The organism is Sphingopyxis sp. Soil_C_28, assembly GCF_057657055.1.
Genome location: NZ_JBDGJE010000001.1, coordinates 1,287,998 through 1,313,749 on the forward strand (window position 1 = coordinate 1,287,998; position 25,752 = coordinate 1,313,749).

Annotated in this window: 30 protein-coding genes and 1 tRNA gene; 7 read left to right on the forward strand and 24 right to left on the reverse strand. The window is 63.1% G+C overall.

Translation table 11 applies throughout. The annotated features are described in order from the left end of the window. Positions 1-9: 9 nt before the first annotated feature. From nuoI to AC3A43_RS06060, 12 genes are read right to left on the reverse strand one after another with little or no spacing between them, the layout of a single operon-like run. Positions 10-498, reverse strand: coding sequence for an NADH-quinone oxidoreductase subunit NuoI (gene nuoI / locus AC3A43_RS06005; protein WP_487791612.1), 489 nt, complete (start codon positions 496-498; stop codon positions 10-12). Continuing rightward, entirely contained in the window at positions 495-929 is a 435-nt protein-coding gene (locus AC3A43_RS06010) for a hypothetical protein (protein ID WP_487791613.1), read from the reverse strand. Before AC3A43_RS06010 ends, nuoI begins: the two co-directional genes overlap by 4 nt. Further along, on the reverse strand, positions 926-1,978 hold the full coding sequence (gene nuoH, locus AC3A43_RS06015) for an NADH-quinone oxidoreductase subunit NuoH (RefSeq protein WP_487791614.1): 1,053 nt from the start codon (positions 1,976-1,978) through the stop codon (positions 926-928). The genes AC3A43_RS06010 and nuoH overlap by 4 nt, the downstream gene beginning before the upstream one ends. Next, a complete protein-coding gene (locus tag AC3A43_RS06020; RefSeq protein ID WP_156377452.1) occupies positions 1,975-2,112 on the reverse strand; it encodes a hypothetical protein in 138 nt (45 codons plus the stop codon). Before AC3A43_RS06020 ends, nuoH begins: the two co-directional genes overlap by 4 nt. Beyond that, on the reverse strand, positions 2,109-4,121 hold the full coding sequence (nuoG, locus tag AC3A43_RS06025; protein WP_487791615.1) for an NADH-quinone oxidoreductase subunit NuoG: 2,013 nt from the start codon (positions 4,119-4,121) through the stop codon (positions 2,109-2,111). Before nuoG ends, AC3A43_RS06020 begins: the two co-directional genes overlap by 4 nt. Then, the gene (nuoF, locus tag AC3A43_RS06030; protein ID WP_487791616.1) at positions 4,121-5,410 is read right to left on the reverse strand and encodes an NADH-quinone oxidoreductase subunit NuoF; all 1,290 of its coding nucleotides are present in this window, start codon (positions 5,408-5,410) and stop codon (positions 4,121-4,123) included. Before nuoF ends, nuoG begins: the two co-directional genes overlap by 1 nt. A gap of 3 nt (positions 5,411-5,413) precedes the next feature. Further along, a complete protein-coding gene (locus tag AC3A43_RS06035) occupies positions 5,414-6,082 on the reverse strand; it encodes a complex I 24 kDa subunit family protein (RefSeq protein WP_487791617.1) in 669 nt (222 codons plus the stop codon). Next, positions 6,082-6,414, reverse strand: a complete 333-nt coding sequence (locus AC3A43_RS06040) for a nuclear transport factor 2 family protein (RefSeq protein ID WP_487791618.1) — start codon at positions 6,412-6,414, stop codon at positions 6,082-6,084. Before AC3A43_RS06040 ends, AC3A43_RS06035 begins: the two co-directional genes overlap by 1 nt. Then, positions 6,411-7,667, reverse strand: coding sequence for an NADH-quinone oxidoreductase subunit D (locus tag AC3A43_RS06045; protein WP_487791619.1), 1,257 nt, complete (start codon positions 7,665-7,667; stop codon positions 6,411-6,413). The genes AC3A43_RS06040 and AC3A43_RS06045 overlap by 4 nt, the downstream gene beginning before the upstream one ends. After that, complete coding sequence (locus tag AC3A43_RS06050) at positions 7,664-8,566, reverse strand: NADH-quinone oxidoreductase subunit C (RefSeq protein WP_487791620.1); 903 nt, start codon at positions 8,564-8,566, stop codon at positions 7,664-7,666. The genes AC3A43_RS06045 and AC3A43_RS06050 overlap by 4 nt, the downstream gene beginning before the upstream one ends. Then, positions 8,566-9,120: a NuoB/complex I 20 kDa subunit family protein gene (locus AC3A43_RS06055; protein WP_487791621.1), complete on the reverse strand. Its 555-nt coding sequence runs from the start codon at positions 9,118-9,120 to the stop codon at positions 8,566-8,568. The genes AC3A43_RS06050 and AC3A43_RS06055 overlap by 1 nt, the downstream gene beginning before the upstream one ends. Then, a complete protein-coding gene (locus AC3A43_RS06060) occupies positions 9,117-9,491 on the reverse strand; it encodes an NADH-quinone oxidoreductase subunit A (RefSeq protein WP_431560972.1) in 375 nt (124 codons plus the stop codon). Before AC3A43_RS06060 ends, AC3A43_RS06055 begins: the two co-directional genes overlap by 4 nt. Positions 9,492-9,718: 227 nt before the next feature. On the opposite strand from AC3A43_RS06060, the gene AC3A43_RS06065 reads away from it, so the two are divergent. After that, a complete protein-coding gene (locus AC3A43_RS06065) occupies positions 9,719-10,201 on the forward strand; it encodes a YbjN domain-containing protein (protein WP_487791622.1) in 483 nt (160 codons plus the stop codon). Positions 10,202-10,254: 53 nt separating this feature from the next. Here the strand turns inward: AC3A43_RS06065 and AC3A43_RS06070 are convergent, their stop codons facing one another. From AC3A43_RS06070 to thiE, 5 genes are all read right to left on the reverse strand, one after another. After that, positions 10,255-11,076, reverse strand: coding sequence for an inositol monophosphatase family protein (locus AC3A43_RS06070; RefSeq protein ID WP_487792030.1), 822 nt, complete (start codon positions 11,074-11,076; stop codon positions 10,255-10,257). Next, entirely contained in the window at positions 11,073-11,390 is a 318-nt protein-coding gene (locus AC3A43_RS06075; protein ID WP_487791623.1) for a cupin domain-containing protein, read from the reverse strand. The genes AC3A43_RS06070 and AC3A43_RS06075 overlap by 4 nt, the downstream gene beginning before the upstream one ends. Continuing rightward, entirely contained in the window at positions 11,390-11,953 is a 564-nt protein-coding gene (gene efp / locus AC3A43_RS06080) for an elongation factor P (protein WP_487791624.1), read from the reverse strand. The genes AC3A43_RS06075 and efp overlap by 1 nt, the downstream gene beginning before the upstream one ends. A gap of 115 nt (positions 11,954-12,068) precedes the next feature. Beyond that, the gene (locus tag AC3A43_RS06085) at positions 12,069-14,027 is read right to left on the reverse strand and encodes an OPT family oligopeptide transporter (protein ID WP_487791625.1); all 1,959 of its coding nucleotides are present in this window, start codon (positions 14,025-14,027) and stop codon (positions 12,069-12,071) included. Positions 14,028-14,327: 300 nt separating this feature from the next. Beyond that, entirely contained in the window at positions 14,328-14,966 is a 639-nt protein-coding gene (gene thiE / locus AC3A43_RS06090) for a thiamine phosphate synthase (RefSeq protein ID WP_487791626.1), read from the reverse strand. A 35-nt stretch (positions 14,967-15,001) separates the two neighbouring features. On the opposite strand from thiE, the gene AC3A43_RS06095 reads away from it, so the two are divergent. Beyond that, positions 15,002-15,400, forward strand: a complete 399-nt coding sequence (locus AC3A43_RS06095; protein WP_487791627.1) for a hypothetical protein — start codon at positions 15,002-15,004, stop codon at positions 15,398-15,400. On the opposite strand, the gene AC3A43_RS06100 is transcribed toward AC3A43_RS06095, so the two are convergent. The 5 genes from AC3A43_RS06100 to tkt form a co-directional block, all read right to left on the reverse strand. Beyond that, entirely contained in the window at positions 15,397-16,053 is a 657-nt protein-coding gene (locus tag AC3A43_RS06100) for an O-methyltransferase (RefSeq protein ID WP_487791628.1), read from the reverse strand. The two genes, AC3A43_RS06095 and AC3A43_RS06100, sit on opposite strands and share 4 nt — an antisense overlap. A gap of 3 nt (positions 16,054-16,056) precedes the next feature. Beyond that, complete coding sequence (locus AC3A43_RS06105; protein WP_487791629.1) at positions 16,057-16,947, reverse strand: fructose bisphosphate aldolase; 891 nt, start codon at positions 16,945-16,947, stop codon at positions 16,057-16,059. A 78-nt stretch (positions 16,948-17,025) separates the two neighbouring features. Beyond that, positions 17,026-18,222 carry a phosphoglycerate kinase gene (locus AC3A43_RS06110; RefSeq protein WP_487791630.1) on the reverse strand — a complete coding sequence of 399 codons (1,197 nt, stop codon included), beginning with the start codon at positions 18,220-18,222 and terminating at the stop codon, positions 17,026-17,028. 16 nt (positions 18,223-18,238) lie between these two features. Beyond that, complete coding sequence (gene gap, locus AC3A43_RS06115) at positions 18,239-19,246, reverse strand: type I glyceraldehyde-3-phosphate dehydrogenase (RefSeq protein ID WP_487791631.1); 1,008 nt, start codon at positions 19,244-19,246, stop codon at positions 18,239-18,241. Between the two features lie 37 nt (positions 19,247-19,283). Continuing rightward, positions 19,284-21,251: a transketolase gene (gene tkt, locus AC3A43_RS06120; RefSeq protein ID WP_487791632.1), complete on the reverse strand. Its 1,968-nt coding sequence runs from the start codon at positions 21,249-21,251 to the stop codon at positions 19,284-19,286. Positions 21,252-21,431: 180 nt separating this feature from the next. Between tkt and AC3A43_RS06125 the strand changes: the two genes are divergently transcribed. The 4 genes from AC3A43_RS06125 (at position 21,432) to AC3A43_RS06140 (ending at position 23,147) form a co-directional block, all read left to right on the forward strand. Continuing rightward, complete coding sequence (locus AC3A43_RS06125; RefSeq protein WP_487791633.1) at positions 21,432-21,638, forward strand: hypothetical protein; 207 nt, start codon at positions 21,432-21,434, stop codon at positions 21,636-21,638. Beyond that, positions 21,631-22,077, forward strand: a complete 447-nt coding sequence (locus tag AC3A43_RS06130; RefSeq protein WP_487791634.1) for a cell division protein ZapA — start codon at positions 21,631-21,633, stop codon at positions 22,075-22,077. Before AC3A43_RS06125 ends, AC3A43_RS06130 begins: the two co-directional genes overlap by 8 nt. Before the next feature lie 249 nt (positions 22,078-22,326). Then, complete coding sequence (locus AC3A43_RS06135) at positions 22,327-22,920, forward strand: 5-formyltetrahydrofolate cyclo-ligase (RefSeq protein ID WP_487791635.1); 594 nt, start codon at positions 22,327-22,329, stop codon at positions 22,918-22,920. Further along, positions 22,917-23,147 carry a DUF2842 domain-containing protein gene (locus AC3A43_RS06140; protein ID WP_487791636.1) on the forward strand — a complete coding sequence of 77 codons (231 nt, stop codon included), beginning with the start codon at positions 22,917-22,919 and terminating at the stop codon, positions 23,145-23,147. The genes AC3A43_RS06135 and AC3A43_RS06140 overlap by 4 nt, the downstream gene beginning before the upstream one ends. 80 nt (positions 23,148-23,227) lie before the next feature. On the opposite strand, the gene AC3A43_RS06145 is transcribed toward AC3A43_RS06140, so the two are convergent. Continuing rightward, a tRNA-Asp gene (locus AC3A43_RS06145) sits at positions 23,228-23,304 on the reverse strand. A gap of 43 nt (positions 23,305-23,347) precedes the next feature. Further along, on the reverse strand, positions 23,348-24,547 hold the full coding sequence (locus AC3A43_RS06150; protein WP_487791637.1) for an AI-2E family transporter: 1,200 nt from the start codon (positions 24,545-24,547) through the stop codon (positions 23,348-23,350). A 193-nt stretch (positions 24,548-24,740) separates the two neighbouring features. Between AC3A43_RS06150 and AC3A43_RS06155 the strand changes: the two genes are divergently transcribed. Continuing rightward, positions 24,741-25,745, forward strand: a complete 1,005-nt coding sequence (locus AC3A43_RS06155; protein WP_487791638.1) for a hypothetical protein — start codon at positions 24,741-24,743, stop codon at positions 25,743-25,745. Positions 25,746-25,752: the final 7 nt, after the last annotated feature.

Here is a 25,752-nt window from a genome sequence, read left to right on the forward strand (position 1 = left end):
CGCGCGCCCTTACCGATAGGGCGCGTCGGCGGCAAGATTCGCCGCGATCGCGCGTTCCCATTTGTCGCCATTGGCGAGCAGCTTGGCCTTGTCATAGAGCAGTTCTTCGCGCGTTTCGGTCGCGAATTCGAAGTTCGGCCCCTCGACCACCGCATCGACCGGGCACGCTTCCTGGCAGAAGCCGCAATAGATGCATTTGGTCATGTCGATGTCGTAACGCGTCGTGCGGCGCGAGCCGTCCTCGCGTGGTTCAGCCTCGATCGTGATCGCCTGCGCCGGGCACACCGCTTCGCACAGCTTGCACGCGATGCAGCGTTCCTCGCCGTTCGGATAACGGCGCAGCGCATGCTCGCCGCGGAAACGCGGGCTGAGCGGGTTCTTCTCGAACGGATAGTTGATCGTCGCCTTCGGCTTGAAGAAATATTGCAGCGTGAGGGCGTGCGCCTTCACAAATTCCCAAAGCGTGAAGCTTTTGATCAGGTGGGCGATGGTGCTCATTGGAACTCTTCTCCAGCGCCGTAAAAAAAATTGGTGTCACATATTCCGCTGTATCTGATTGCAGCGGGCGATCCAATGTACGGATTATACCTAATAACGACGCCGCTTTCCCCTCGATCCAAACCAGGTTCATGTAATATCAATGATACAAAGCTCGATTTTTCTGGCTGACCGACAAGATATAGCGAATAAGTCTTTATCCATTCTGCAGAATAAAATGCAGAAAAATTTGGAGTTTCAGTCGATTCAATCTTAACGACTGGATAGAATTCTCCTTGGGGGTTCTTCTTTTTTCCAAGCTTTCCTGAAAACTTCAACTGCTCTCCTTTGGCGTTCGCAACGGTGCAAAGAAAAGTTCCTGTGGAAGGACGGGGCAATGGCGCAGGCGAAACCGTCTGCGCTGCAGCCAGAACGAGAAGCATTACGCTCATGCCCCATACCTCGTCAGCATCAGCCAGCCCGAGATCAGGAAGATCCAGAGAAGCGAGATCGGCAGGAATATCTTCCAACCCAGCCGCATCAGCTGGTCATAGCGGTAGCGCGGCACGGTCGCCTTCACCCAGCTGAAGATGAAGAAGAAGAACAGGATCTTGCCGAACAGCCACACCCAGCCCGGAATGTCGAACCAGGGGATCAGGTCGATGTTGAGCGGCGGCAACCAGCCGCCCCAGAACAGCACCGCGTTGAGCGTGCACATCAACAGCACGTTGGCATATTCGCCGAGCCAGAAGAGCGCGAAGGCCATCGACGAATATTCCGTCTGATAGCCCGCGACGAGCTCGCTTTCGGCTTCGGTCAGGTCGAACGGCGCGCGCGCAGTTTCGGCGAGCGACGAGATCAGGAACATCACCGCGAGCGGGAAGAGCAGCAGATTGAAGCCGAAGGCGTTGACGATGCCGAGCCCGTGCCCCTGCTGCGCTTTCACGATCTCGTTCATGTTGAAGCTGTCGGCAAAGAGCACGACGCCGATCAGGATGAAGCCGATCGAGACTTCATAGCTGATCATCTGCGCCGAGGCGCGCATCGCCGAGAAGAAGGGATATTTCGAGTTCGACGCCCAGCCCGACAGGATCACGCCGTACACACCGAGCGACGAAATCGCGAGGATGTAGAGCAGCCCCACATTGATGTCGGCGAGCACCGCGCCCGAATTGAACGGGATCACCGCCCACGCCATCAGCGCGACGGTGAAGGTGATGATCGGCGCGATCAGGAACAGCCCGCGGTTGGCGCCGGTCGGGATGATCGTTTCCTGCAGGAACACTTTCAGACCGTCGGCGAAGCTTTGGAGCAGGCCGAAAGGACCGACGACGTTCGGACCGCGGCGCAGCGCGATCGCCGCCCAGATCTTGCGGTCGGCATAGATGATCATCGCAACCGCGAGCATCAGCGGCAGCGCGATGAGCAGGATGCCGACGATCGTCGCGACGCCCCACGCCCAATTCGGGTCCATGCCCCAGGAGATGAAGGTCTCGGTCATTTCCGGGTCCCGTCCTGGTTGCGCCAACCGTTATGCGGGCCGGGCTTTTCCGACTTGCGCGGATTGAACCCGCGCCAGACCGAATAGCCCATCCCGACCAGCAGCACGCTGGCAATCGCATGCACCGGGTTCATTCCGCGGCCTCCGCAAAGTCTGCGCCATGGACCAGCTCTTCCGAGCAGCGCTGCATCGTCGGCGACGCGCGGCAGATGGCGTTGGTGAGATAGAAATCCTTGATCGGCGACGGGATCCCGCGCGCTTCGGGCTTGGCGGGCAGCTTCGGTACCGACCAGCCGTAATCGGTAATCCCTTCGACGCCGAGCGCCGGCACCGCGACGATCATCGCCGCGCGGCACTGCGCAAAGCTGTCGAACCCGAGCGACACGCCGAGCGCATCGGCGAGCGCACGGAAAATGCTCCAATCCTCGCGCGCGTCGCCGGGTGCGAACACCGCCTTTTCGCTGCGCTGAACGCGGCCCTCGGTGTTAACCGTGGTGAAGTCCTTTTCAGTCCATGCGGCGGCGGGCAGGATGACGTCGGCGGCATGCGCGCCCTTGTCGCCATGATGCCCGACATAGACCTTGAACGTATCGGGCAGTGCCGCGAAATCGACCTCGTCGGCGCCGAGGAAGAAAGCGAGCTTCGGCTTCGCCGCGATCACATCCTTGATCCCGCCGGGCAGGCCGTAACCGAGCATCAGCGACCCCATGCGCGCGGCCGAGAAATGCACGACATTATAGCCGTTCCAGCCGTCCTTGACCGCGTTCACCGACTTGGCGAGCGCAAGGCCCGCACCGTGGACGCCGGGCACCGACAGCGCGCCGCCGCCGAAGATCAGCATCGGCCGCTCGGCGCCCTTCAGCGCGTCGAGCACCGCTGCAGGCAGCTTCGCGACGAGCGAGGCGTCGTCGCCGAGCCATTCGGTCTTGTACGTCAGGTCGGTTTCGGGGCCGATCGCGAAAACCTTCGCGCCCTTCTTCCACGCCGCCTTGCGGACGCGCGTGTTGATCAGCGGCGCTTCCCAGCGCAGGTTCGTTCCGACGAGCAGGATCACGTCGGCGTTCTCTGCCTCGGCGATGCCAGTGTTGAAATTCACCGCCGACAGGCTGGTGACATCATAGTCGAGCCCGGTCTGACGCCCCTCGAGCAGCGTACCGCCGAGCGCATTGACCAGCGATTTCGCCGCGAACATCGTCTCGCAATCGGACAGGTCGCCCGCGATTGCGGCGACCGACGACCCGGCGTTCACCGCCCTGATCGCCTCAAAGGCTTCGGCCCACGTCGCTTCGACCATCTGGCCGCCCTTGCGGACATAAGGTCGGTCGAGGCGGCGGCGGACGAGGCCGTCGACATGGTGGCGCGTCTTGTCGCTCGCCCATTCCTCATTCACATCGTCGTTGATCCGCGGCAACACGCGCAGCACCTGACGCCCACGGCTGTCGATGCGGACATTGGTGCCGACCGCGTCCATCATATCGATGCCGAGCGTCTTGGTCAGCTCCCACGGCCGCGCTTCGAACGCATAGGGCTTGCTGGTCAGCGCGCCGACCGGGCACAGGTCGACGATATTGCCCGAAAGCTCGCTCGCGACCGCATGTTCGAGGTAGCTGGTGATCTGCATGTTCTCGCCGCGCCCGATCGCGCCGATATCTTCGACGCCCGCGACTTCCTCGGCAAAGCGGACGCAGCGCGTGCACTGTATGCAGCGCGTCATCACCGTCTTGACGATGGGCCCCATATATTTCTCGGTGACCGCGCGCTTATTCTCGTCATAGCGCGTCGCGCCGCGGCCGTAAGCGACAGACTGATCCTGCAAATCGCACTCGCCGCCCTGATCGCAAATCGGGCAGTCGAGCGGGTGGTTGATGAGCAGAAACTCCATCACCCCTTCGCGCGCCTTCTTCACCATCGGGCTGTCGGTCTTGATCACCTGCCCCTCGGCGGTCGGCAGCGCGCACGACGCCTGCGGTTTCGGCGGGCCGGGTGCGACTTCGACAAGGCACATGCGGCAATTGCCGGCGATCGACAGACGTTCATGGTAGCAGAAGCGCGGAATTTCCTTCCCCGCCATCTCGCACGCCTGCAGAACGGTCGCGCCCTGCGGAACGTCGATTTCTACGCCATCTACGGTTACTTTAGGCATTATTCGGCTGCCTCCAGCGCGCCGCCATTCTCGCGAATGCGGCGTTCGATTTCGGGGCGGAAATGTTTGATCAGGCCCTGGATCGGCCAGGCCGCCGCATCGCCGAGCGCGCAGATGGTGTGGCCTTCGACCTGCTTGGTCACGTCGTACAGCGTGTCGATTTCGCTGATGTCGGCATCGCCGGTGCGCAGGCGCTCCATCACGCGCCACATCCAGCCGGTGCCCTCGCGGCACGGTGTGCACTGGCCGCAGCTTTCATGCTTGTAGAAATAGCTGATGCGGCTGATCGCCTGGACGACGTCGGTCGACTTGTCCATCACGATGGCGGCGGCCGTGCCGAGGCCCGATCCGACGGCCTTCAGCCCGTCGAAATCCATCGGCGCGTCCATGATCTCGACCGCAGGGACGAGCGGGACCGACGAGCCACCGGGGATCACCGCAAGCAGATTGTCCCAGCCGCCGCGAATGCCGCCGCAATGCTTGTCGATCAGTTCGCGGAAGGTGATGCCCATCTCTTCCTCGACGACGCACGGGCGCTCGACATGGCCCGAAATCTGGAAGAGCTTGGTGCCCTTGTTATTCTCACGCCCGAAGCTTGCGAACCACGGCGCGCCGCGGCGCAGGATCGTCGGGACGACCGCAATGCTCTCGACATTGTTGACCGTCGTCGGGCAGCCGTAAAGCCCCGCACCCGCCGGGAACGGCGGTTTCAGGCGCGGCTGGCCCTTTTTGCCTTCCAGGCTTTCGATCATCGCGGTTTCTTCGCCGCAGATGTACGCGCCGGCGCCGCGGTGGACAAAGACGTCGAAGTCGTAACCCGACTTGGCGGCGTTCTTGCCGAGCAGGCCGGCATCATACGCCTCCTGCACGGCCGCAAACAATGTCTCGGCCTCGCGGATGAATTCGCCGCGGATATAGATGTAAGCGGCGCGCGCGCGCATCGCGAACCCCGCGATCAGCGCGCCTTCGATCAGCTTGTGCGGATCATGCCGGATAATTTCGCGGTCCTTGCACGACCCCGGCTCGGATTCGTCGGCGTTGATGACGAGGAAGCTCGGGCGGTCGGCGCGCGGCTCCTTCGGCATGAACGACCATTTGAGGCCGGTCGGAAAGCCCGCGCCGCCGCGGCCGCGCAGGCCCGACGCCTTGATCTCTTCGATGATCGCGTCCTGGCCGCGCTTCATCAGATCCTTGGTATTATCCCAGTCACCGCGCGCCTGCGCAGACTTCAAATTCCACGGCTGGAAGCCGTAGAGATTGGTGAAAATGCGATCCTTATCGGCCAGCATGGCTTACCATTCCTTCCGATAGTCGTGGTTCGAAGATACCATTTCCTTCAGCGTCGTCGGTCCGCCGTCGGGCTCGCTCGTGTGGCGGTTCGCAAGCTGCGTCCCCGCCTTCGGCTGCTCACCCGCCGCAAGCGCTTCGAGGATGCGGACGGTGCTGTCGTAATCGAGGTCTTCATAATTATCGTCGTTGATCTGGACCATCGGCGCGTTGGTGCAGGTGCCCATGCACTCGACCTCGGTCAGCGTGAACAGGCCGTCGGGCGTCGTCTTGCCCTTCACCATGCCGCGGTTCTTGCACGCCGCCATCACATCGTCCGACCCGCGCAGCAGGCACGGCGTCGTGCCGCACACCTGCACATGATAGCGGCCGACGGGGACGAGATTATACATCGTGTAAAAGGTCGCGACCTCATAGGCGCGCATGAACGGCATATCGAGCTGGGCGGCGACATATTCGATCACCGGCACGGGCAGCCAGCCCTGCGTCTGCGTCTCGGCGCCGACCTGCCGCTGCGCGAGGTCGAGCAGCGGCATCACCGCCGAACGCTGCCGCCCCGCGGGATAGCGCGCGATGACCGCCTTCGCCTTTTCGGCGTTTTCCGCCGTCCATGCGAAAGCGCCCCAGCGTGCGCGGGTTTCGGCTTCGTCGGGGATTTGGGGTGCGTCGGCCATTAGCGGACAAACTCCACACGCGACACTTGGTCGCCTTCAAAACTATAGATGGTCATAACCTCGAACGGTTCGGCGTCCGGCGAACGCGCGACCTTTTCGTGCAGGACGGCGAAGTCGCCGAGCGCATAACCCGACAGGATCTCGGCGCGGTTCTGCGGGAATTCGGCGAACATCGCCTTCAATCCCGCACGCACGCCTTCCTTGCCATCGCGGACGACTGCGCCGCGATAGCCGGCTTCGGCCGCATCGTCGGTCATCAACGCGACATAGGCATCGGCGTCTTGCGCGTTGTAATGCGCGATCATCGTTTCGGCGATTTCCAGCTTGGTCACCGGTCACACTCCCCGAACACCACGTCGATCGCGCCGATGATCGCAGTCGTATCCGCGAGCATGTGGCCTTTCGACATCATGTCCATCGCCTGCAAATGCGAAAACGCCGTCGGGCGGATCTTGCAGCGGTACGGCTTGTTGGTGCCGTCGCTGACCAGATAGACGCCGAATTCGCCCTTGGGGCTTTCGGTCGCCACGTAAACTTCGCCCGCAGGGACGTGGAAGCCCTCGGTGTAGAGCTTGAAGTGATGGATCAGCGATTCCATCGACTGCTTCATCTCGCCGCGCTTCGGCGGCACGACCTTGCGGTCGAGGCTGGCGATCGGGCCCGTCGGCATATCGCGCAGGCACTGTTTGATGATCTTTGCCGACTGATAGACTTCCTCGACGCGCACCATGAAGCGGTCGTAGCAATCGCCGCGCGTGCCGACGGGAATGTCGAATTCCATCGCCGCATAGGCGTCATAGGGCTGCGACTTGCGCAAATCCCATGCGATGCCGCTGCCGCGGATCATCGGGCCCGAGAAACCCCACGCCAGCGCGTCTTCCTTGCTCACCGTCGCGATGTCGACGTTGCGCTGTTTGAAGATGCGGTTATCGATAACCAGGCTCATCGCATCGCCGAACAGCTTCGGCAGGCGCGTTTCGACCCACTCGCCGATGTCGACGAGCAGCTTTTCGGGAACATCCTGATGGACGCCGCCCGGACGGAAATAGGCCGAGTGCATCCGCGCGCCCGACGCGCGCTCAAAGAAGTTCAGGCAATCCTCGCGCAGCTCGAACACCCACAGGTTGGGGGTCATCGCGCCGACGTCCATGACGTGCGACCCGATGTTGAGCATATGGTTGCAGATGCGCGTCAGCTCGGCGAACAGCACGCGCAGATATTGCGCGCGCGCCGGGACTTCGAGGTCGAGCAGCTTCTCTATCGCGAGCACGTACGAGTGCTCCATCGCGAGCGGCGAACAATAGTCGAGCCGATCAAAATAGGGCAAAGCCTGCAAATAGGTCTTATATTCGATCAGCTTTTCGGTACCGCGGTGAAGCAGCCCGACGTGCGGATCGACGCGCTCGATGATCTCGCCGTCGAGTTCGAGCACCAGACGCAACACGCCGTGCGCCGCCGGATGCTGCGGACCGAAGTTGATCGTGTAGTTGGTGACCGCCTGATCGCCCGCGGTGTTCGCAGTATCGACCGGATAGCCCTCGAACAGGTCGCCGCCATAGTGATTGACATGCGGAGAGTCGGTCATGCGTCACCTCCTGCTTTGGGCTTGCGCGGCGCGCGCGGCTTCGGCGGTGCCTTTTCGGCCTTGGTGGTCGCGGGCGTTTTCGCCTCCTTCGTCGCAACTTTGGATTTTGCGCCGTCGCGGCTCGTCTTCGAAGCGGCCTTATTGACCTTGGCACCCGCACCGGTCTGCGTCGGGCTGTCGGTCGTCTTCGGAGTGGGCGGCGGCGAAGCCTTGGCCTTGTCGTCGGACGCCTTCACTTCCTTTGCCGTCATCGGCGTCGGCGCGCCCTTACCCGGCGCTTCGCCCGTGCCACCAGCCTTTTCATCGCCCGGCAGCACATAGTCGGCGCCTTCCCATGGGCTGAGGAAGTCGAAATTGCGGAAATCCTGCGCCAGCTTCACCGGCTCGTACACGACGCGCTTGTCCTCTTCGGAATAGCGCAGCTCGGTGTAGCCGGTCAGCGGGAAGTCCTTGCGCTGCGGATGCCCCTGAAAACCATAGTCGGTCAGGATGCGGCGCAGGTCGGTGTTGCCGCTGAACAGCACGCCATACATGTCGAACACTTCGCGCTCGAGCCAGCCCGCGTTCGGCCAGACGGGAACGATCGTCGGCACCGGCGTCGCCTCATCGGTCGACACACGGACGCGCAGGCGATGGTTCTTGGTGACGCTGAGCAGATGATAGACCACCTCGAACCGCTCGGCGCGATCGGGATAATCGACCCCCGCGATCTCCATCAGTTGCTGATATTCGAGATTGTCGCGCAGCGCGATCATCACCCCGGCGACGGCTTCGCGGTCGACCGTGATGCTGTCTTCATCGACGGTGAAGACATGCACCAGCAGATCGGTGCCGAGCAGCTTGGTGAGCGCGGCAGCCAGCGCCGGCTGCGGCGCTACGAGAGGAGCAGCATGGGCCATCAGCGTTCGATCGTCCCGGTGCGGCGGATTTTCCGCTGCAGCTGCATCACGCCATAGAGCAAGGCCTCAGCCGTCGGCGGGCAGCCGGGAACATAGATGTCCACGGGCACGATACGGTCGCAGCCGCGCACCACCGAATAGCTATAATGATAATAGCCGCCGCCATTGGCGCAGCTGCCCATCGAGATGACATATTTCGGGTTCGACATCTGGTCGTAAACGCGGCGCAGCGCCGGGGCCATCTTATTGCACAGCGTGCCCGCGACGATCATCACGTCCGACTGACGCGGCGATGCGCGCGGCGCGGCCCCGAACCGCTCCATGTCATAACGCGGCATGTTGACGTGGATCATCTCGACCGCGCAGCATGCGAGGCCAAAGGTCATCCACCAGAGCGAACCAGTACGCGCCCAGTTGAACAGATCCTCGGTCGAGGTGACGAGAAATCCCTTGTCGCCGACCTCGCTGTTGAGGTCGTCGAAAAACGACATGTCGGGGTTCGTCCCCGGGGCAACCGGCATCTGGCCGGGCGGCAGGATGATCGAGCTGCTCATTCCCAGTCCAACGCCCCTTTCTTCCATGCATACACTAGGCCGAGCGTCAGTTCGGCGAGGAAAATCATCATCGTGGCCCAACCCGCCCAGCCGATTTCTTTCAGGCTGACCGCCCATGGAAAGAGGAACGCCGCTTCGAGGTCGAAGATGATGAAGAGGATGGCGACGAGATAGAAGCGAACGTCGAACTGGCTGCGCGCATCCTCGAACGCCGGGAAGCCGCATTCATATTCGGTCAGCTTCGCCGGATCGGGCTTGTGCGCCCCGGTCAGCCGCGCAACCCCCATCGGTAGAAACACGAAGGCGGAAGACAGGCCGATGGCGACGACCAGAAAGATCAGAATCGGCAAATATTGCGTCAGATCGACCATGGGAGCTCGCAGTTCTGTTGTTCATCTATTGGGGTGTCTGAGCACCCTTGTTGCGGGCGCTTTAGGCCAGCGCGCCGCGCCTCGCAACCTCTGCGGGCAGGAATTTCGTAACCCGCGTGACCAAAAGCATAAACGGCGCTGGTGACAGGCCCTATCCCTGTGATACGCCGATAAAAGTGGGTCGTTTCGCTGCGCTTTTTGGCGTCGTTTCGATTTGAGGAGTTTTCATGGGACCAATCACCCTTCGCGCCGCGCTGGCCTTGGGAGCCGCCACGTTTTTCTCGGCTACACCGGCGCATGCCGAATTGATCAACGCGGCGAATCCCGCAACGATCCAGGCGATCGTCGAGTCGCAGGGCTGGCCGGCGACGATCGTCGCCAAGCCGGGCGACGATCCCTATATCGAAAGCAGTCGGGGCGGCCTGAAATTCCTCGTCCTCTTCATGAACTGCGACGAGGGCAAGAAATGCAAGACGCTGCAATATTATATGGGTTTCAGCGATGCCAAGGGCGTCTCGCTCGACAAGCTCAACAAGTGGAACAAGGACAAGCGCTTCGCCCGCGCCTATAAGGACGACGAGGGTGACCCGGTGCTGGAAATGGACGTCGACCTCGATTTCGCGGGCATCCCGCGCGAGAATGTCGGCGAGACGTTCAACACCTGGGCATCGCTGATGGACAGCTTCCGCGAGTATGTCTTCGAGAAGTAGATTGAACGCATAGCTTCACCATCCCGGCCTTCGCCGGGATGGCGGACTGGAAATCAGGCGTTGCGGAGTGCCCCCGCGATCAGTTTCTGCAGCTTCGAATGGACCGCGGCGCTGCCCGCAATAAACTCGCTGCGTTCGATCGCGCGGTCGCCGCCGCGGAAATCGCTGACGAAACCCCCGGCTTCGCGCACGAGCAACATGCCCGCAGCAACGTCCCAGACCTGAAGGTCGCTTTCCCAGAACCCGTCGTAACGGCCCGCCGCGACCCATGCGAGATCGAGGCTGGCGGCGCCGAAGCGGCGAATGCCGGCGACTTCGGGTGCAACAGCGCCGAAAATGCGGCTCCACTGCGCCATATTGCCATGGCCCATGTAGGGGATGCCCGTCGAAACGAGGCATTCGTTGAGGTGGCGGCGCGATGCGACGCGCAGGCGCCGGTCGTGCAACCACGCGCCGCGGCCGCGTTCGGCCCAATAGCTTTCGTCGGTGACCGGCTGATAGATCAGCGCCGCCGTCACGTCGCCCCAGCCGCCGCCCGGCTTCGGTTCCTGCACCGCGATCGAAATCGCGAAATGCGGAATGGCGTGAAGGAAGTTCGAGGTTCCGTCGAGCGGATCGATGATGAAGCGCGGCTTGCCCGGGTCGCCTTCGATGATCCCGCCTTCTTCGAGCACAAAGCCCCAGCCCGGACGGTCGCGGCCGAGTTCGTCGTACAGCGTGCGCTCGGCCGCCTGATCGGCTTTCGACACAAAGTCCGCGGGGCCCTTCTGCGAAACCTGCAGATGCTCGATCTCGCCGAAGTCGCGGCGCAGCTTCGTTCCCGCCTTGCGGGCGGCGCGTTCCATGACGGTGATGATGCCAGATACGGCCACTATACGGATCCCTTACGTTCTACGACCAAAATGCGGGCCTCGCCCACTGGATGCGCCACATGTTCGTCGCCGACCTCGGCCACGAACATGTCGCCGGCGTCGAGGCGCACAACATGCTCCTCGCCCGCCTCTCGATAATGCATGTCGACCATCCCGGCGATGACACAGAAGAGTTCAGCGCCATCGTTGACATGCCATTTATAAGGCTGGTCCGTCCAATGCAGACGGACGCTGGCGCCTTCGATCTCGGCGAGATCGCGCGCCCCCCACGCGCGGTCGGCCCGAAAGCTCCGCGCGTCGGTGACGATCTGTGCCATCAGTCGGCGCGGCGGACATATTCGCGGTCGTACACATGCACGACGATGCGGGTCCCGCTGGTGATATGCGGCGGCACCATCACGCGAACGCCATTGTCGAGGATCGCGGGCTTGTACGACGACGATGCGGTCTGCCCCTTCACCACGGCGTCAGCCTCGACAATCAAGGCCTCGATCGTTTCGGGCAGTTCGACCGAAATCGGGCGCTCTTCCCAAAGCTCGAGCACAACGTCCATGCCGTCCTGCAAAAACTCATGCGCTTCGCCGACGACGTCCTTGGCGATCGTGATCTGCTCGTAGGTGTCCTTGTCCATGAACACCAGGTCGTTGCCCTCGGCATAGAGGAACTGGAAATCCTTGGTGTCGAGGCGGACCTTTTCGACCGTGTCGGCGCTGCGAAAGCGGTTGTTCAGCTTGCGGCCGTCGATCAGATTCTTGGCTTCGACCTGCATATAGGCGCCGCCCTTGCCCGGCTGGGTGTGCTGGATCTTGGTGACCTTCCAGATCCCCTTTTCAAATTCGATAATATTGCCGGGACGGATTTCAACGCCGGTGATTTTCATCGCGCAAGCCTTCTAAGATTGGGGGCACAGTTCAAGGATGGAAAGAGCAAAGCGGCGCCCGCCGGGCACAGCTATCAGGTGCGCGCCTTTAGCCGCGCAAGCGCCGAAGGGCAAGTCAGGGCGTTTCGACGACCATGCGGCGGGTCCGCTTGTAGCTGAGCCAGACGAGCCCTACGAACAGGATGAGCCCGACCCATGGCGCGTAGGGCGCATATCCGTCGCCGAGGACCGCCAGCGGGGCATCGCTGCCGCTCCCCGCGACAACGCCTGCGTAGACGACGCCGAACAGGCTTTCGCCGACAATCATTCCCGTCGCGGTGAGCACACCCATCCGGTGCGCGAAGCCCGCGTTCGGGCGCTTCGCCGCCCAGCGGTCATAGAACCAGCCGCCGACCGCGCCGATGACCACGGGCAGGATCACCGCCATCGGCAGATAGACGCCGATGCCGATCGCCAGCGGCGGAAGCCGAAGCTTGCCCGCACGCCCAAGCATCGCATCGACGATGATGAAGCCGACGCCGGCAAGCGCGCCATAACCCAGCATCGTCCAGTTGAGGTCGCCGCCAAGCACGCCCTGCGCGAGCGACGAGATCAGTCCCGCCTGCGGTGCGGCGAGCGCATTCGGCCCTGCCCCCGGCGCACCGACGAAACCGAGGGTTTCGTTGAGCACGTTCAAAACTGGCGGAACGATGATCGAGCCGAAGATCACGCCGATGATCAGCGCGACCTGCTGCTTCCACGGCGTCGCGCCGACGAGCTGGCCAGTCTTCAGGTCCTGAAGATTGTCGTTCGAAATCGTCGCGATGCCGAACACGAGGCCGGTCACGATCAGCGCATAGGCGACCATCGCGGCGATTTCTTCCTCTCCGCCCCCACGGCCAAGGAGTCCGAGCAGCAGCAGCGACGAGGCAATGATCGCAAGAATCCCGATCCCCGACACCGGCGAGTTCGACGCGCCGATCAGGCCCGCCATATAGCCGGTGACCGACGCGATCATCAGCCCGACGACGATGATGAACAGGATCGCGCCCGCGATCAGGATCATCGACGATCCCGCAAGCGGTCCGCCCGCCAGCACGGTCCAAAGCAGCCAGCCGATCGGCAGCATCAGCGCCAGCGATCCGCCGAAGACCCAGTTGATCGACATATCCTGTTCTTCGATGGCAAGTGTGGCGCCGCCCTGCCGAGCGCGGCTCGCCGCCATCGCCGAGCGGATGCCGCCGATGACCGGTCCGGCGATTTTGATCAGCGTCCAGATCGCGGCGACCGCGATCACGCCGGCGCCAAAGAAGCGGACATCGGCGCGGAACACGGTGTTCGCCAGCGTCTCGGCATCGCCCGTTCCGCCCTGCGTCAGGATCGGCAGCAGCACCCACCAGCCGGTGACCATCCCGACAAGCTGCGCCATGCCGACCGACAGTCCGACAAGATGTCCGACGCCGAACAACGCAAAAGCGAGGCCGCCCGCAATTCCAGTTGCGCCGCTGCCCACAGCGAACCAGCGCGCGACTTCGGCGCCGGCGAGCTTCATCTGGGTGAGCAAGGTAAAGGCGGCCGCAACGATGCTGTTCCACAGCAACGCCGAAAGTCCGGCGCGATTTTCTTCGGCGCCCTCGGCGCTCGCCGCGCCGACTTGCAGCACTTCGGCAGCGGCGCGGCCTTCGGGATAGGGAAGATCCGAATCGACGACGAGCGCACGGCGCAGCGGCACCGAAAAAAGCACGCCCAATATGCCGCCCAGCATCGTGATCGCGGTGGTCTCGATCATCGGGAAACCCTGCCAATAGCCGACCATGACGAGCCCCGGCAGCACGAAGATGATCGCCGCCAGCGTGCCCGCAGCGCTCGCGATCGTCTGGACGATGTTATTTTCGAGGATCGTCGACCCGGCCATATAGCGCAGCAGCGCCATCGAAATCACCGCCGCGGGAATCGAGGTCGCGAAGGTCAGCCCGACCTTCAGCCCCAGATAGACGTTCGCCGCGGTGAACATCAGCGTCAGCAGGCCGCCGAGCAGGACCGCGCGGAGCGTCAATTCGCGTCCGCGTGCAGCCGGTGTCGTGATTTCGGTCATAAACTTCTCCCCGCCCGCTGTGTTGCGACCCCCCGGGCCCAGCGCAAGTCAAAAACAGATGCAAGCCAAAAGGCGACGAACCGAAGCCGATTTGACGCATCGATCCAATATGAGTCGCGACATCGATGCCATATCCGCAGCCATGATGAGTATCGATCTTTCGGACCTTACCCCGCCGCCCCCTCGCGGCAACGCAGCAACTTCGTCGCGCGGGGCTCCTTGCGCCGGCCTGTTTGGCTGGCGCAAGGATGCGGCGGCGCCGCGCGCGCTCAAAGATGGTCCGAAAATGCCGGGGCGCGACTACCCCGCTGGCTGATCGTTCAGGAGCGCGCTGAACGCGCGCACTGCGGCTCCCGGACCCTCGGGATGGGACCAAACACCGCTCGACACCGCAAGAAAATCCGCCCCCGCCTCGACCAACGTCCGCGCATTGTCGACGGTGATCCCGCCGATCGCGACGCAAGGCAGCTCGAACATTCCCTGCCACCATTCCAGTATTTCCGGTTCGGCATGGTGCTCGACGGTCTTGGTGGTCGTAGGGAAGAAGGCGCCAAAGGCCACATAATCCGCCCCCGCTTCGCCCGCTTCCATCGCCATATGGCGGCTGGCGTGACAGGTGACACCGATCTGCGCTTGCGGCCCGAGCTCACGGCGCGCCTCGCGCGGATCGCCATCGTCCTGCCCCAGATGCACGCCATCCGCGCCCAGCCGTTTCGCGAGGGCGATGTCGTCATTGACGATGAACGCCACGTCACGCGCAGCGCAGATTGCTTGCAGCGGTTCGGCGAGCCGCGCCGCTTCATGCTGTTCGAGGTCCTTGACGCGAAACTGGAAGGCCGCGACCGGGCCGGCGTCGAACGCTTCGGTCAGACGGTCCGGAAAATCGCCGCCGACATCGAGCGGCGAGATCAGGTAAAGTTGGCAGGTCGGTGTTTTCATGGCGCGTTCATAGCGGCGCGGTCACAGACGGGCAAATGCAGAACATCTATCGCCTCGCGGCACTCGCTCTCCCCGCTGCACTGGCCCTTTCCGCCTGCGCCACGACGCGCGGCGCGCCGCTGCAGGGCGGCAGCGACGTCGCGCTCGGTCAGAAAGCCTATGTCGATGGCCCGCTCGTCCAGCCCGTCGAGGTGGTCGAGGATAGCCGCTGCCCGATGAATGCCCGTTGCGTTTGGGCGGGCCGCGTCCGCGTGAAAATGCTGTGGATTCGCGGCAATGGCGAAAAGCAGCCGTTCGAAGCGACGCTGGGCGAACCGGTCCAGCTTGCCGACGGCCAGTTCACGCTCGAATCGGTCCGCCCCGAAAAGATGACCAATGTGAAGATCAAGCCGTCGGACTATCGCTTCTCGTTCCGATTCGCGGGCGGACTCTAAAGCACCCGCGCCAACACAAAACCATCCCAACCCTTGGCGCCGACCGTCTGGATGGCGGTCGCGTCGAGGCGAGGATGCGCGTTCAGCATGTCGAAAAGCGCACGCGTGCCGATGATGCGCTCGTCGTTGCTGTTTGCATCCAGCACGCCGCCTTCGCGCACGACATTGTCGACGATGATCGTGGTTCCGGGATGGCCGAGCCGGATCGCCTCTTCGACGTAACGGACATTGTCCTGCTTGTCGGCGTCGATGAAGACAAGGTCGAACGGCGCTTCGTCGGTCATCGCCTCCAGGCTTTCGGCCGCCGGGCCGACACGAATGTCGACAACGTCAGCCAATTCAGCCGTTTTCAGATTCTCTCGCGCAACGCGCGCATGATGCGCTTCGAGTTCCAGCGTCACCAGCGTCCCGCCCTCGGGCAGCGCGCGCGCAAGCCAGATCGTCGAATATCCGCCGAGCGTTCCGACCTCGAGAATGCGCTTCGCCCCCGCCATCTGCGCGAGCAGGAACAGCATCTTCCCCTGCGCCGCAGATACGTCGATCGGCGGCAGGCCCTGGTCGGCATTGTTCGCGAGGGTGGTGGCAAGCGCGCCATCGTCGCCAAGCAATTTGGCGGCGATATAATCGTCAACGGCTTGCCACCGCTCTCCCATCACCTAGGCCACGGAGGCCGCGTGAATTTCCTTGATCGCACCGCCCAGCGAGGCGTTGAACTCGTCGTCGCTCATCTGGTGGCGCAGATCTTCGAGCAAAGCGCGGCTGAAGCTCGCGATGATGCCCGGGTTCTTCGCCAGCTCGACGCAGGCTTCGGGACGCGCAAAGCCGCCCGACAGCGCAACGACGCGCAAAACCTTGGGATGATCGACCAGCGACTGGAACAGGCCGGCTTCGGCTGGCAATGACAGCTTGAGCATCACCGGGGCACCGTCCCAGCTATCGAGCGCCACCGTGATTTCCCGAAGCAGCAGCCGGTCGGCGCCGTCGCGCTCGGTGCTCTTGATATTCACTTCGGGCTCAATAATCGGCACCAATCCGTGCGCCGCGATGCGCTTCGCCTCGGCGAACTGCTGCTCGACGATCGTCTTCACACCCGCCGGATTGGCAAGGTTGACGACACTGCGCATCTTCGTGCCGAACACGCCCTTCGCCACCGCGCGCGCGCAGAGATCGTCGAGGCCCGGGTTAGGCTTCATCAGCTGGACGCCCTCGGCTTCATCTTCGAGACCCTTGTCGACCTTCAGGAACGGGACAACACCGCGTTCCCACAACAGCGTGGGGACCGGCTTGCCGTCGGCCTCGCCGTCCATCGTGCGCTCGAACAGGATCGCGCCGATCACTTTCTCGCCATTGAAGCAGGGCGCAGTGACGATGCGGCTGCGCATCGCGTGAATCAGGCCGAACATTTCCTCGTCGTTAGAGAAAGCGTCTGCTTCGATACCATAGCCCTTCAATGCCTTGGGCGTCGAACCGCCGCTCTGGTCGAGCGCAGCGATAAAGCCCTGTCCCGACTTGATCTGTTCGAGCATTGCGGCATTGGCGGTCGTCATAACGTCTCCGATGGTTGCATACGTATGTGGCGGCGCGCATAGCTACCCCGCGCACGGGATGCAATGCGGCCAGGAAAACTAGGCTTTGAGCGCGTCCACGCCCGGCAGCACTTTGCCTTCCATCCATTCGAGGAAAGCGCCGCCTGCGGTCGATACGAAGGTGAAGTCGGCCGCGACGCCGGCATGGTTGAGCGCGGCGACCGTATCGCCGCCGCCCGCGACCGAGATCAGCGAGCCTTCGCGGGTCAGCGCCGCGGCGGTCTTCGCCAGCGCGACGGTCGCGGTGTCGAACGGCGGCGTCTCGAACGCCCCGAGCGGGCCGTTCCATACGAGTGTCCGGCAGTTTTTGAGAACGTCCGCCAAGGCTTCGACCGCGGCGGGGCCGACATCGAGGATCATCTCGTCGGCCGCGACTTCATGCACGTTGACGGTGCGCGTCGGCGGGTTCGGCGCGAACTGCTTTGCTACCACGACGTCGTACGGCAGGTGGATCGTGCAGCCCGCGGCGTCGGCCGCTTCGAAAATCGCATTGGCGGTATCGACCAGGTCATGCTCGCAGAGCGACTTGCCGACATCGACCCCGCGCGCGGCGAGAAAGGTGTTCGCCATGCCGCCGCCGATGATCAGATGGTCGACCTTGCTCACCAGATGGCGCAGCACGTCGATCTTGCTCGACACCTTGGCGCCGCCGACGACGGCCGCCACCGGATGCGCCGGATTGCCCAGCGCGGCGTCGAGCGCCTTGAGTTCGGCTTCCATCGCGCGGCCGGCATAGGATGGCAACCGGCGAGCAATACCCTCGGTCGAGCCATGCGCGCGGTGCGCCGCCGAAAAGGCGTCGTTGACGTAAAGGTCGCCGATTTCCGCCAGCGCGTCGGCAAAGACCGGATCGTTTGTTTCCTCGCCGGGATTGAAGCGCGTGTTTTCCATCACCGCAACGTCGCCGGCGGCGAGCACCGCGATGCCCGCCTTGGCGCCCTCGCCCACCGCTTCGGGGATGAACATCACCGAATGGCCGAGCACATCTTCCAGGCCGCCCATCACGAGGCTGAGCGACTGGGTCGGGTTCTTCGCCCCCTTCGGGCGCCCGAAATGCGCAAGAAGCAGGACGATGGCGCCCTTGTCCGACAATTCGCGGATCGTCGGCATCGCCGCCTGGATCCGGGTCACGTCGCTGACCGCGCCTTCGATCATCGGGACGTTCAGGTCGACACGCACGAGCACGCGCTTGCCGGTGACGTCACCGATATCGTCGAGGGTTTTGAAAGCGGTCATCGACGTTGCCTTTAAATCAGAGGAACTTGGCGATCACGCCCGCGGTATCGATCATGCGGTTCGAGAAGCCCCATTCATTGTCGTACCAGCTGAGCACGCGCACCAGCTTGCCGTCGATCACAGAGGTTTCGAGGCTGTCAATGGTCGAGCTGGCCGCATTATGGTTGAAGTCGATCGAAACCAGCGGCTCGTCGGTATAGCCGAGCACGCCCTTCAGCGGGCCCTCGGCGGCCGCCTTGAGCAGCGCGTTGACTTCTTCCTTGGTGGTTTCGCGGAGCGGCGTGAAGGTCAGGTCCACCACCGACACATTCGGGGTCGGAACGCGGATCGACGACCCGTCAAGCTTGCCCTTGAGTTCGGGCAGGACCAGGCCGACCGCAGCCGCTGCACCCGTTGAGGTCGGGATCATCGACATCGCGGCGGCGCGGGCACGGCGCGGATCGTCATGGATCTGGTCGAGAATCTTCTGGTCGTTGGTATAGGCATGGATCGTGGTCATCAGGCCGCGCTCGATACCGATCGCTTCATGCAGCACCTTGGCAAAGGGTGCGAGGCAGTTGGTGGTGCACGACGCGTTCGAGATGATCAGGTTGTCAGCCGTGATCTTGTCGTCGTTGACGCCATAGACGACGGTCAGGTCGACTTCCTTGGCGGGGGCCGAGATCAATACGCGCTTGGCGCCGGCATCGAGATGCTTCTGGCCGCCGGCCTTGTTGGTGAAAAAGCCGGTGCATTCCATCACGATGTCGATGCCGTTCGCGGCATGCGGCAGAGCGGCGGGGTCGCGCTCGGCGGTCACCTGGATGCGCTTGCCGTTGATAATCAGGTCGTTGCCGTCGACTTCGACGGTACCGTTGAAGGCACCGTGCACCGAGTCATGGCGGAGCAGACGGGCATTTGCCTTGGCATCGCCAAGGTCGTTGATCGACACCAGTTCGAGATCATGGTCGGTACGCTCCAGAATCGCGCGCGCCACGTTGCGGCCGATGCGTCCGAAACCGTTGATTGCAACCTTCACTGCCATGTCGAAAAAATCCTTTCTGCGTGTGGAGGCTTGGTCGTTAAGCGCCGAGCCGATCCAGGATCTGGGGGGTGATAGCGTCGGCGGTAAGGCCGAAATGCTTGAATAGGTCTTCGATCGGTGCCGAAGCGCCGAAGCTGTCGATGCCGAAGCGCAGCCCGTGACGGCCGGTGTAGCGTTCCCAGCCGAAGGTCGTGCCCGCCTCGATCGAGACGAGAAGCGCATCGTCGGGCAGGATATCGGCTTGATATGCTGCGCTCTGCTCGTCGAAGAGTTCGGTCGAGACCATCGAAACGACGTCGGCGCCGTGACCGGCGGCTTCAAGCTTGTCGGCCACTTCGATCGCGAGCGACACTTCGGACCCCGTCGCAACAAGGACGACCTTGCGTGCCGTCGAAGCCGTGCGAAGGCGGTAACCGCCTTTCAGGCAAAGATTTTCGGTGACGTCATGACGCTGCGGCGGAAGGTTCTGACGCGTTAGCGCGAGCAGCGATGGCCGGCTTTCCTGCGCCAGCGCGAGCGCCCAGCATTCGGCGGTTTCCACCGCGTCGGCGGGACGTAACACGAGCAGGTTCGGCATCGCGCGAAGCGACTGGAGATGCTCGATCGGCTGGTGGGTGGGGCCATCTTCGCCGAGCCCGATGCTGTCGTGCGTCATCACATACACGACGCGCTGCTGCTGGAGCGCCGACAGGCGGATCGCGGCGCGGCAATAATCGGCGAAAACCAGAAAAGTGCCGCCGTAAGGCACGACGCCGCCATGCAGCGCCATGCCGTTCATCGCGGCGGCCATGCCAAATTCGCGAATACCATAATAGAGATAACGGCCCGAATAGTCATTCTTTGTCAGTGGCTTGGTCGACGAAGTTTTGGTGTTGTTTGAACCGGTCAGATCGGCGCTGCCGCCGACAAGCGCCGCGATATCGGCGGTCAACGCGCCCAGCGTGTTCTCCGACGCCTTTCGCGTCGCGACCTTCGGCGGTTCGGCGACCAGCCCGTCGAGATAGGCTTTAAAGGCGTCGCCCGGAACGATCTTGCCGCTCAGACGATTCTCAAATTCCTTTTTGTTCTGGTTGCTTGCGAGGCGATCATTCCATTCGGCATGAAGTGTCGTGCCCCTCTCGCCGAACGCCGCCCATGCCGAAGCGATATCGGCGGGAATGACGAACGGTTCGGCGGTCCAACCGAGTTCCTTGCGCGCGGCGGCAATCTCGTCTGCACCAAGCGGCGCGCCGTGCGTCGCCGAGGTGCCCTGCTTGTTTGGCGCACCAAAGCCGATGATCGTCCGGCACGCGATCAGCGACGGGCGCGGATCGGCAAGCGCGGCGTCGATCGCGCGGCGAATATCGGCAGGATCATGCCCATCGCAGCTTTCGACATGCCAGCCGGTCGCGGAATAGCGCGCCGGAATGTCTTCGCTGGTCGACAGGTCGGTCGATCCGTCGATGGTAATCTTGTTGTCGTCCCACAGGACGGTCAGGCGACCGAGGCCAAGGTGCCCCGCCAGACCGATCGCTTCGTGGTTGATGCCTTCCATCAGGCACCCGTCGCCCGCGATCACCCAGGTGCGATGATCGACGAGATCGTCGCCATAGAGCGCATTCAAATGCCGCTCGGCGATTGCCATGCCGACCGAGGTCGCGAGGCCCTGTCCCAGCGGTCCGGTCGTCGTTTCGACGCCGGCGAGTTCGAAATTCTCGGGATGGCCGGCGCACGGGCTGTGCAGCTGCCGGAAATTGCGGATGTCGTCGATCGTCGGACGTGCGTAACCCGCGAGGTGCAGCGTCGCATAGGCAAGCATCGAGCCATGCCCTGCCGACAGGACGAATCGGTCGCGGTCGGGCCAGTGCGGATCGGTCGCGTCGAATTTCAAATAATCCGAATAAAGGACGGTGGCGACGTCCGCCATGCCCATCGGCATTCCCGGATGGCCGCTGTTTGCGGCCTGTACGGCGTCCATCGCAAGCGCGCGGATGGCGTTGGCGAGCTGGCGTTCGGGCAGTGTCATTGGTCCCCCGGAAATGGCTGAGCTGGTGCCGGACCCAAAAAGACTCTGGGCGTCCGGACTGGATGCGCACAGCCCTTTGCGGTGGTGGGGGCAGGAGTCAACCGCTCGTAACGGAAAATCGGCGCATTTTGGACCGAGAGGACAATTGCACCCCCTCCCCCACGCTGCTAACCCTTCGTCATGGAACTCGATCTCGACGAATCCAGCCTGGCCATCGGCCGTATCGAACGCGCATTGAGCCGCATCGAAAAGGCTCTGACCGACCGCGCTAACCGCCCCGCCGTGGCCGTTGCAGCACCGGCTGCCGACCAGTCGGCGCTGAAGTCCGAAGTCGCCGCCGTGATTGGCGAACTCGACCTGCTGATCGCGGAGGCCAATCGTGGCTGATGTCAAACTGACGGTCGCCGGGCGCCCCTACGACCTGCATTGCGCCGACGGGCAGGAATCGCAGCTACTTCAGCTTGCCGCCGTCGTCGATGAAAAGGCACGCGAAATGCCGGGCGGAACAGAGGTACGACAGCTTCTGTTTGCCGCACTGATGCTTGCCGACGATGCTCAGGAAGCGAAGGGCAAGATCGAAAAGTCCGAGCCTCAGTCCGATTCGCTCCGTGCCGCTGTGGCTCTCGCCGAAAGCCGCGAGGCTGCGGCGCGCGACGAACTGCGCGCGGCGGTTTCCCGCGAGCAGTCCGCGCTCAAGGAGTTGGAGGCGGCACGCCAAAATGCTCCGGTGGCTTCGGTCCCGGCAAGCCCGTCGAACAACCGCGCCCTCCTGCAAATTGCGGACCGCATCGAGGCCTTGGCGGCGAAAGTTGAGCAACTCCCGTAAAGGGGGTTCGGCTTTCGCGTAAAGCCCTTGAGCCGACACGCCCGCCACCCTACATAGGGGGCGGCGGGTACTGCCCGGCACGAGCTTTTGCGAAAATCCCTGAGGCGATACATCATCCTAGGGAGCTGTCCCTGCCCGGACCCTGGTCCGACGTATATGGTTCCCACCTGACGTTACTGGCGTCAGAGGACTTTCCAGCAAACGACCTCGGCGGTCCCGCCAACCGATCCGCTAAACCCAGAGGAGGCGATGACCGACTTGTCCGTCGATCTGGTTCAGCAAAAAAAGAAATTGCGCGAAAAGTTGCGCTTCCGAAGGAAGCACTTCGCTGCGAATCTCGACGGTATGGCGCAACTGGCCGCATTTCGTGCTCTGCCCGCCCCGCTTTCCGAACTGCTCGCCGAGCATGCCATCGTCGGCGCCTATGCGGCGTGGGGCGACGAGCTCGACATCATGCCGATGTTCGCGAACCTCGCCGAGGCGGGCGCGCTCGCTCTGCCCCATCATGCGGGCCGCATAGACGAAATGAGCTTTCGTCGCTGGCGACCGGGCGAACCGCTGGTCAAAGGCCCGTGGAGCACACAGCAGCCGGCCGACGACGCGCTAGCAGCCACACCCGACCTCATCTTCTGCCCCCTCGTCGGCTTTGATCGCCAAGGCGGCAGGATCGGGCAAGGCGGCGGCCACTATGACCGCTATTTCGCCGCGTATCCCGATGCTTTGCGGATCGGAATCGGATGGTCGGTGCAGGAAATCGACGCGACGCCGCGCGAATCGACCGACATTGCGCTCGATGCGATACTAACCGAACAAGAATTCATCCTTTGCGGAGACCGTTTGTGAGCCAGAACCCCGCCGATCCCCAGCCGAGCTGGCGCAAGCCTGCCGGCATGTTCCTGATCCTGACGCTGATTGCCGTATGGACAGTGATCGTCGTCAGCGTTTCGCCATGGGTCGGAACCTGGCCGGTGCTGGTGCAGGCGATTTTTTATCTTGTCGCGGGGATCATCTGGATCCTGCCGCTGAAGCCGCTGCTGCGGTGGATGGAGTTGGGGAAATGGCGCGGCTGAAGCGCCGCGCCATTTTCCGATATTCCAGCGATGGAATGGTCCCAAGACGCGGTGGCCATTCCGTCCGAAAATGGAAGGAATGGCGCGAGTGACGGGGCTCGAACCCGCGACCTCCGGCGTGACAGGCCGGCACTCTAACCAACTGAGCTACACCCGCGTGTGCTTGGGAGCAGCGCCAATATGCGGCGCGCTCCGGCCTGTCAACCGTCGCTTTCCTCGTGCGTGCGATTTAATCGATCGCGCACGTCATCGGGGGTTGTCAGCGTGCCATGCTCGAACAGGAAACCCGCCAGATCGGGCGTTCCGGTCGACGCCAGCACGGTCTGCAAAATCAACAGCAACGGTACAGCCAGCAGCGCGCCCGGCGTTCCCCATACCCATCCCCAAAAGCTCAGCGACACAAGAATCAGCAGCGGATTGATCGTCAGCCGCTTGCCGAGCACCAGCGGGGTGATCAGATTCGCCTCGACCAGATGCACGCCGATAAAGATCAGCGCAGGAAGCAGCGCGAGCCCGACGGCATCGAACGTCATCAACCCGCCAAGCCCGAGCAGGACCGCCGCGACGATCGGCCCCAGATAGGGCACGAAATTGCAGATGCTGACGATCCCGCCCCACATGAAGGGCGACGGCATCCCGAGCGCCCAGAGCAGGAGCGAGACGGTCAGGCCGAGAATCGCATTGATCATCGTGATCGTCGCCAGATAGTCGGCCGTCGCATCGACGACATTCTGGATCACGCGCGCAGTCTGCATCGCGCCATCGAAACTGCCACGCCGCCTGATCGTGCCTTTGCGCAGCCGCGTCCAGCCCGAGAGAAAGAAGAAGATCACGAGCACCGCAAAGAAGAGCTGGATCGCTGCCGCGGGCGCCGATGTGATGAAATAATCGACGACCGACGTCGGCGCGGTCGCCGCGACCGCCTGCGCCGTCGCTTCGGTCCCGCTCGCCACCGACATCAATGTGCGGTCGACAAAGCGTTGCAGCGTCGAATAAAAATCGATCAGCGGCGCCAGGTTGCTCTGGATGCGCGGAATCGAATCGGGAAGCCGCGCGAACCATCCCGTCGCCGGCACCACGATGATCGCCAGCGCGGCGTTGATGATCGCCAGAAAGGTAGCGAGCGCGAGAAAGGCTGCGAGTGCCGAGGGCATGCCGCGCCGCTCGAGCCATTCGAGCAGCGGGACAAGCGCGATGGCGATGACGATCGCGGCGGTCAGCGGCAGGAAGAACTCGGCCCCGGCCTGTAAAGCGAAAGGCAACCCGAGGCAGAAGGCCGCACCGAAGATCAGCGCAAGCGCAGCAAGCAGCCGGTCGCGGCGAAAATCATCAACCTCGATCTGGTGCAGCGGATTGGGACGCGGCGAACGCGTATCCTTGCCGCCCCTTTCGTCCGCCACCCCTGCTCTCCTTGTTAACCGCCTCTTCTTACGCGAGCTTATCTTTTGGCGCCAGTCGCCCCGTTTTGCGACGAATGGAGCGCCCATTCTGTCCCTTTGTGGATCAAAAATTGTCTTTCTCTCTGCTTTTTAACCAGAAATTACCCTTTATCGGCGACTGAAGGCTCCAAGGACCAACCTGTTCGGAGTCAAAATGATGATGAAAGCGCCTGTGGGGGGCGCGAAGCATCAGCTTCTACCCTCTTGTTCACTTCTCGCCTTGCTGGCCGCGCTCGCGCTGCCAATTCAGGCTCAGGCCGCCGGCACTCGTGCCGGCTCGACCATCAGCAACACCGCGAGCGCCAGCTTTGATACCGGCGGCGGTACGACGACGATCGATTCGAACCGCGTAGAACTGCTCGTCGACGAGTTGCTCGACGTCACGGTCGATTCGAGCAATCCCGCCGACGTCCCGACGACGCCGGGCGCGACCAGCCAGGTGCTGACCTTCTCGGTTACCAACAACGGCAACGGCGTCGAAGCCTTCGGGCTCAGCACAATCGCAAACGCAGGCGGCGACAATTACGACCCCGTCGTTACGCAAATCTATATCGACAATGGCGACGGCGTTTTCGACGCCAGCACCGACACGCTCTACACGGCCGGCGCGAACGATCCGTCGCTCAATCCCGACCAGAGCGTCACCGTCTTCGTCCTGGCGACGACGCCCGGCACCGTCGTTGACGGCAATCGCGGCATCGTCAGCCTCGTCGCGGCGGCGAAGACGGGCATCGGTGCACCGGGCACCAGCTTTGCAGGCCAGGGCGAAGGCGGCGGCGATGCCGTTGTTGGCTCTACGGGTGCCGATGGCACGGATGTGGGTGCCTATATTGTGTCGGCCGCGACGGTGACACTCGTCAAATCGGCAGTCGTCACCAATTCGCTCGGCACCGCAGACCCCGTCCCCGGCGCGACGATCACTTATACGATCGTCGCAACCGTTGCGGGCAGCGGTTCGGTCGCCGGCCTTGCAATCACCGATAACATTCCCGCGGACACCAACTATGTCCCCGGATCGATCACACTTGGCGGCACCGCGCTGTCCGACGCGACCGACGCCGACGCGGGCGATTACAACGGCACGCGGGTCAACGTCGCGCTTGGCACCGTCGCCGGCGGCCAGACCCGCACCGTCACCTTCCGCACCACGATTCGATGATGGAGCC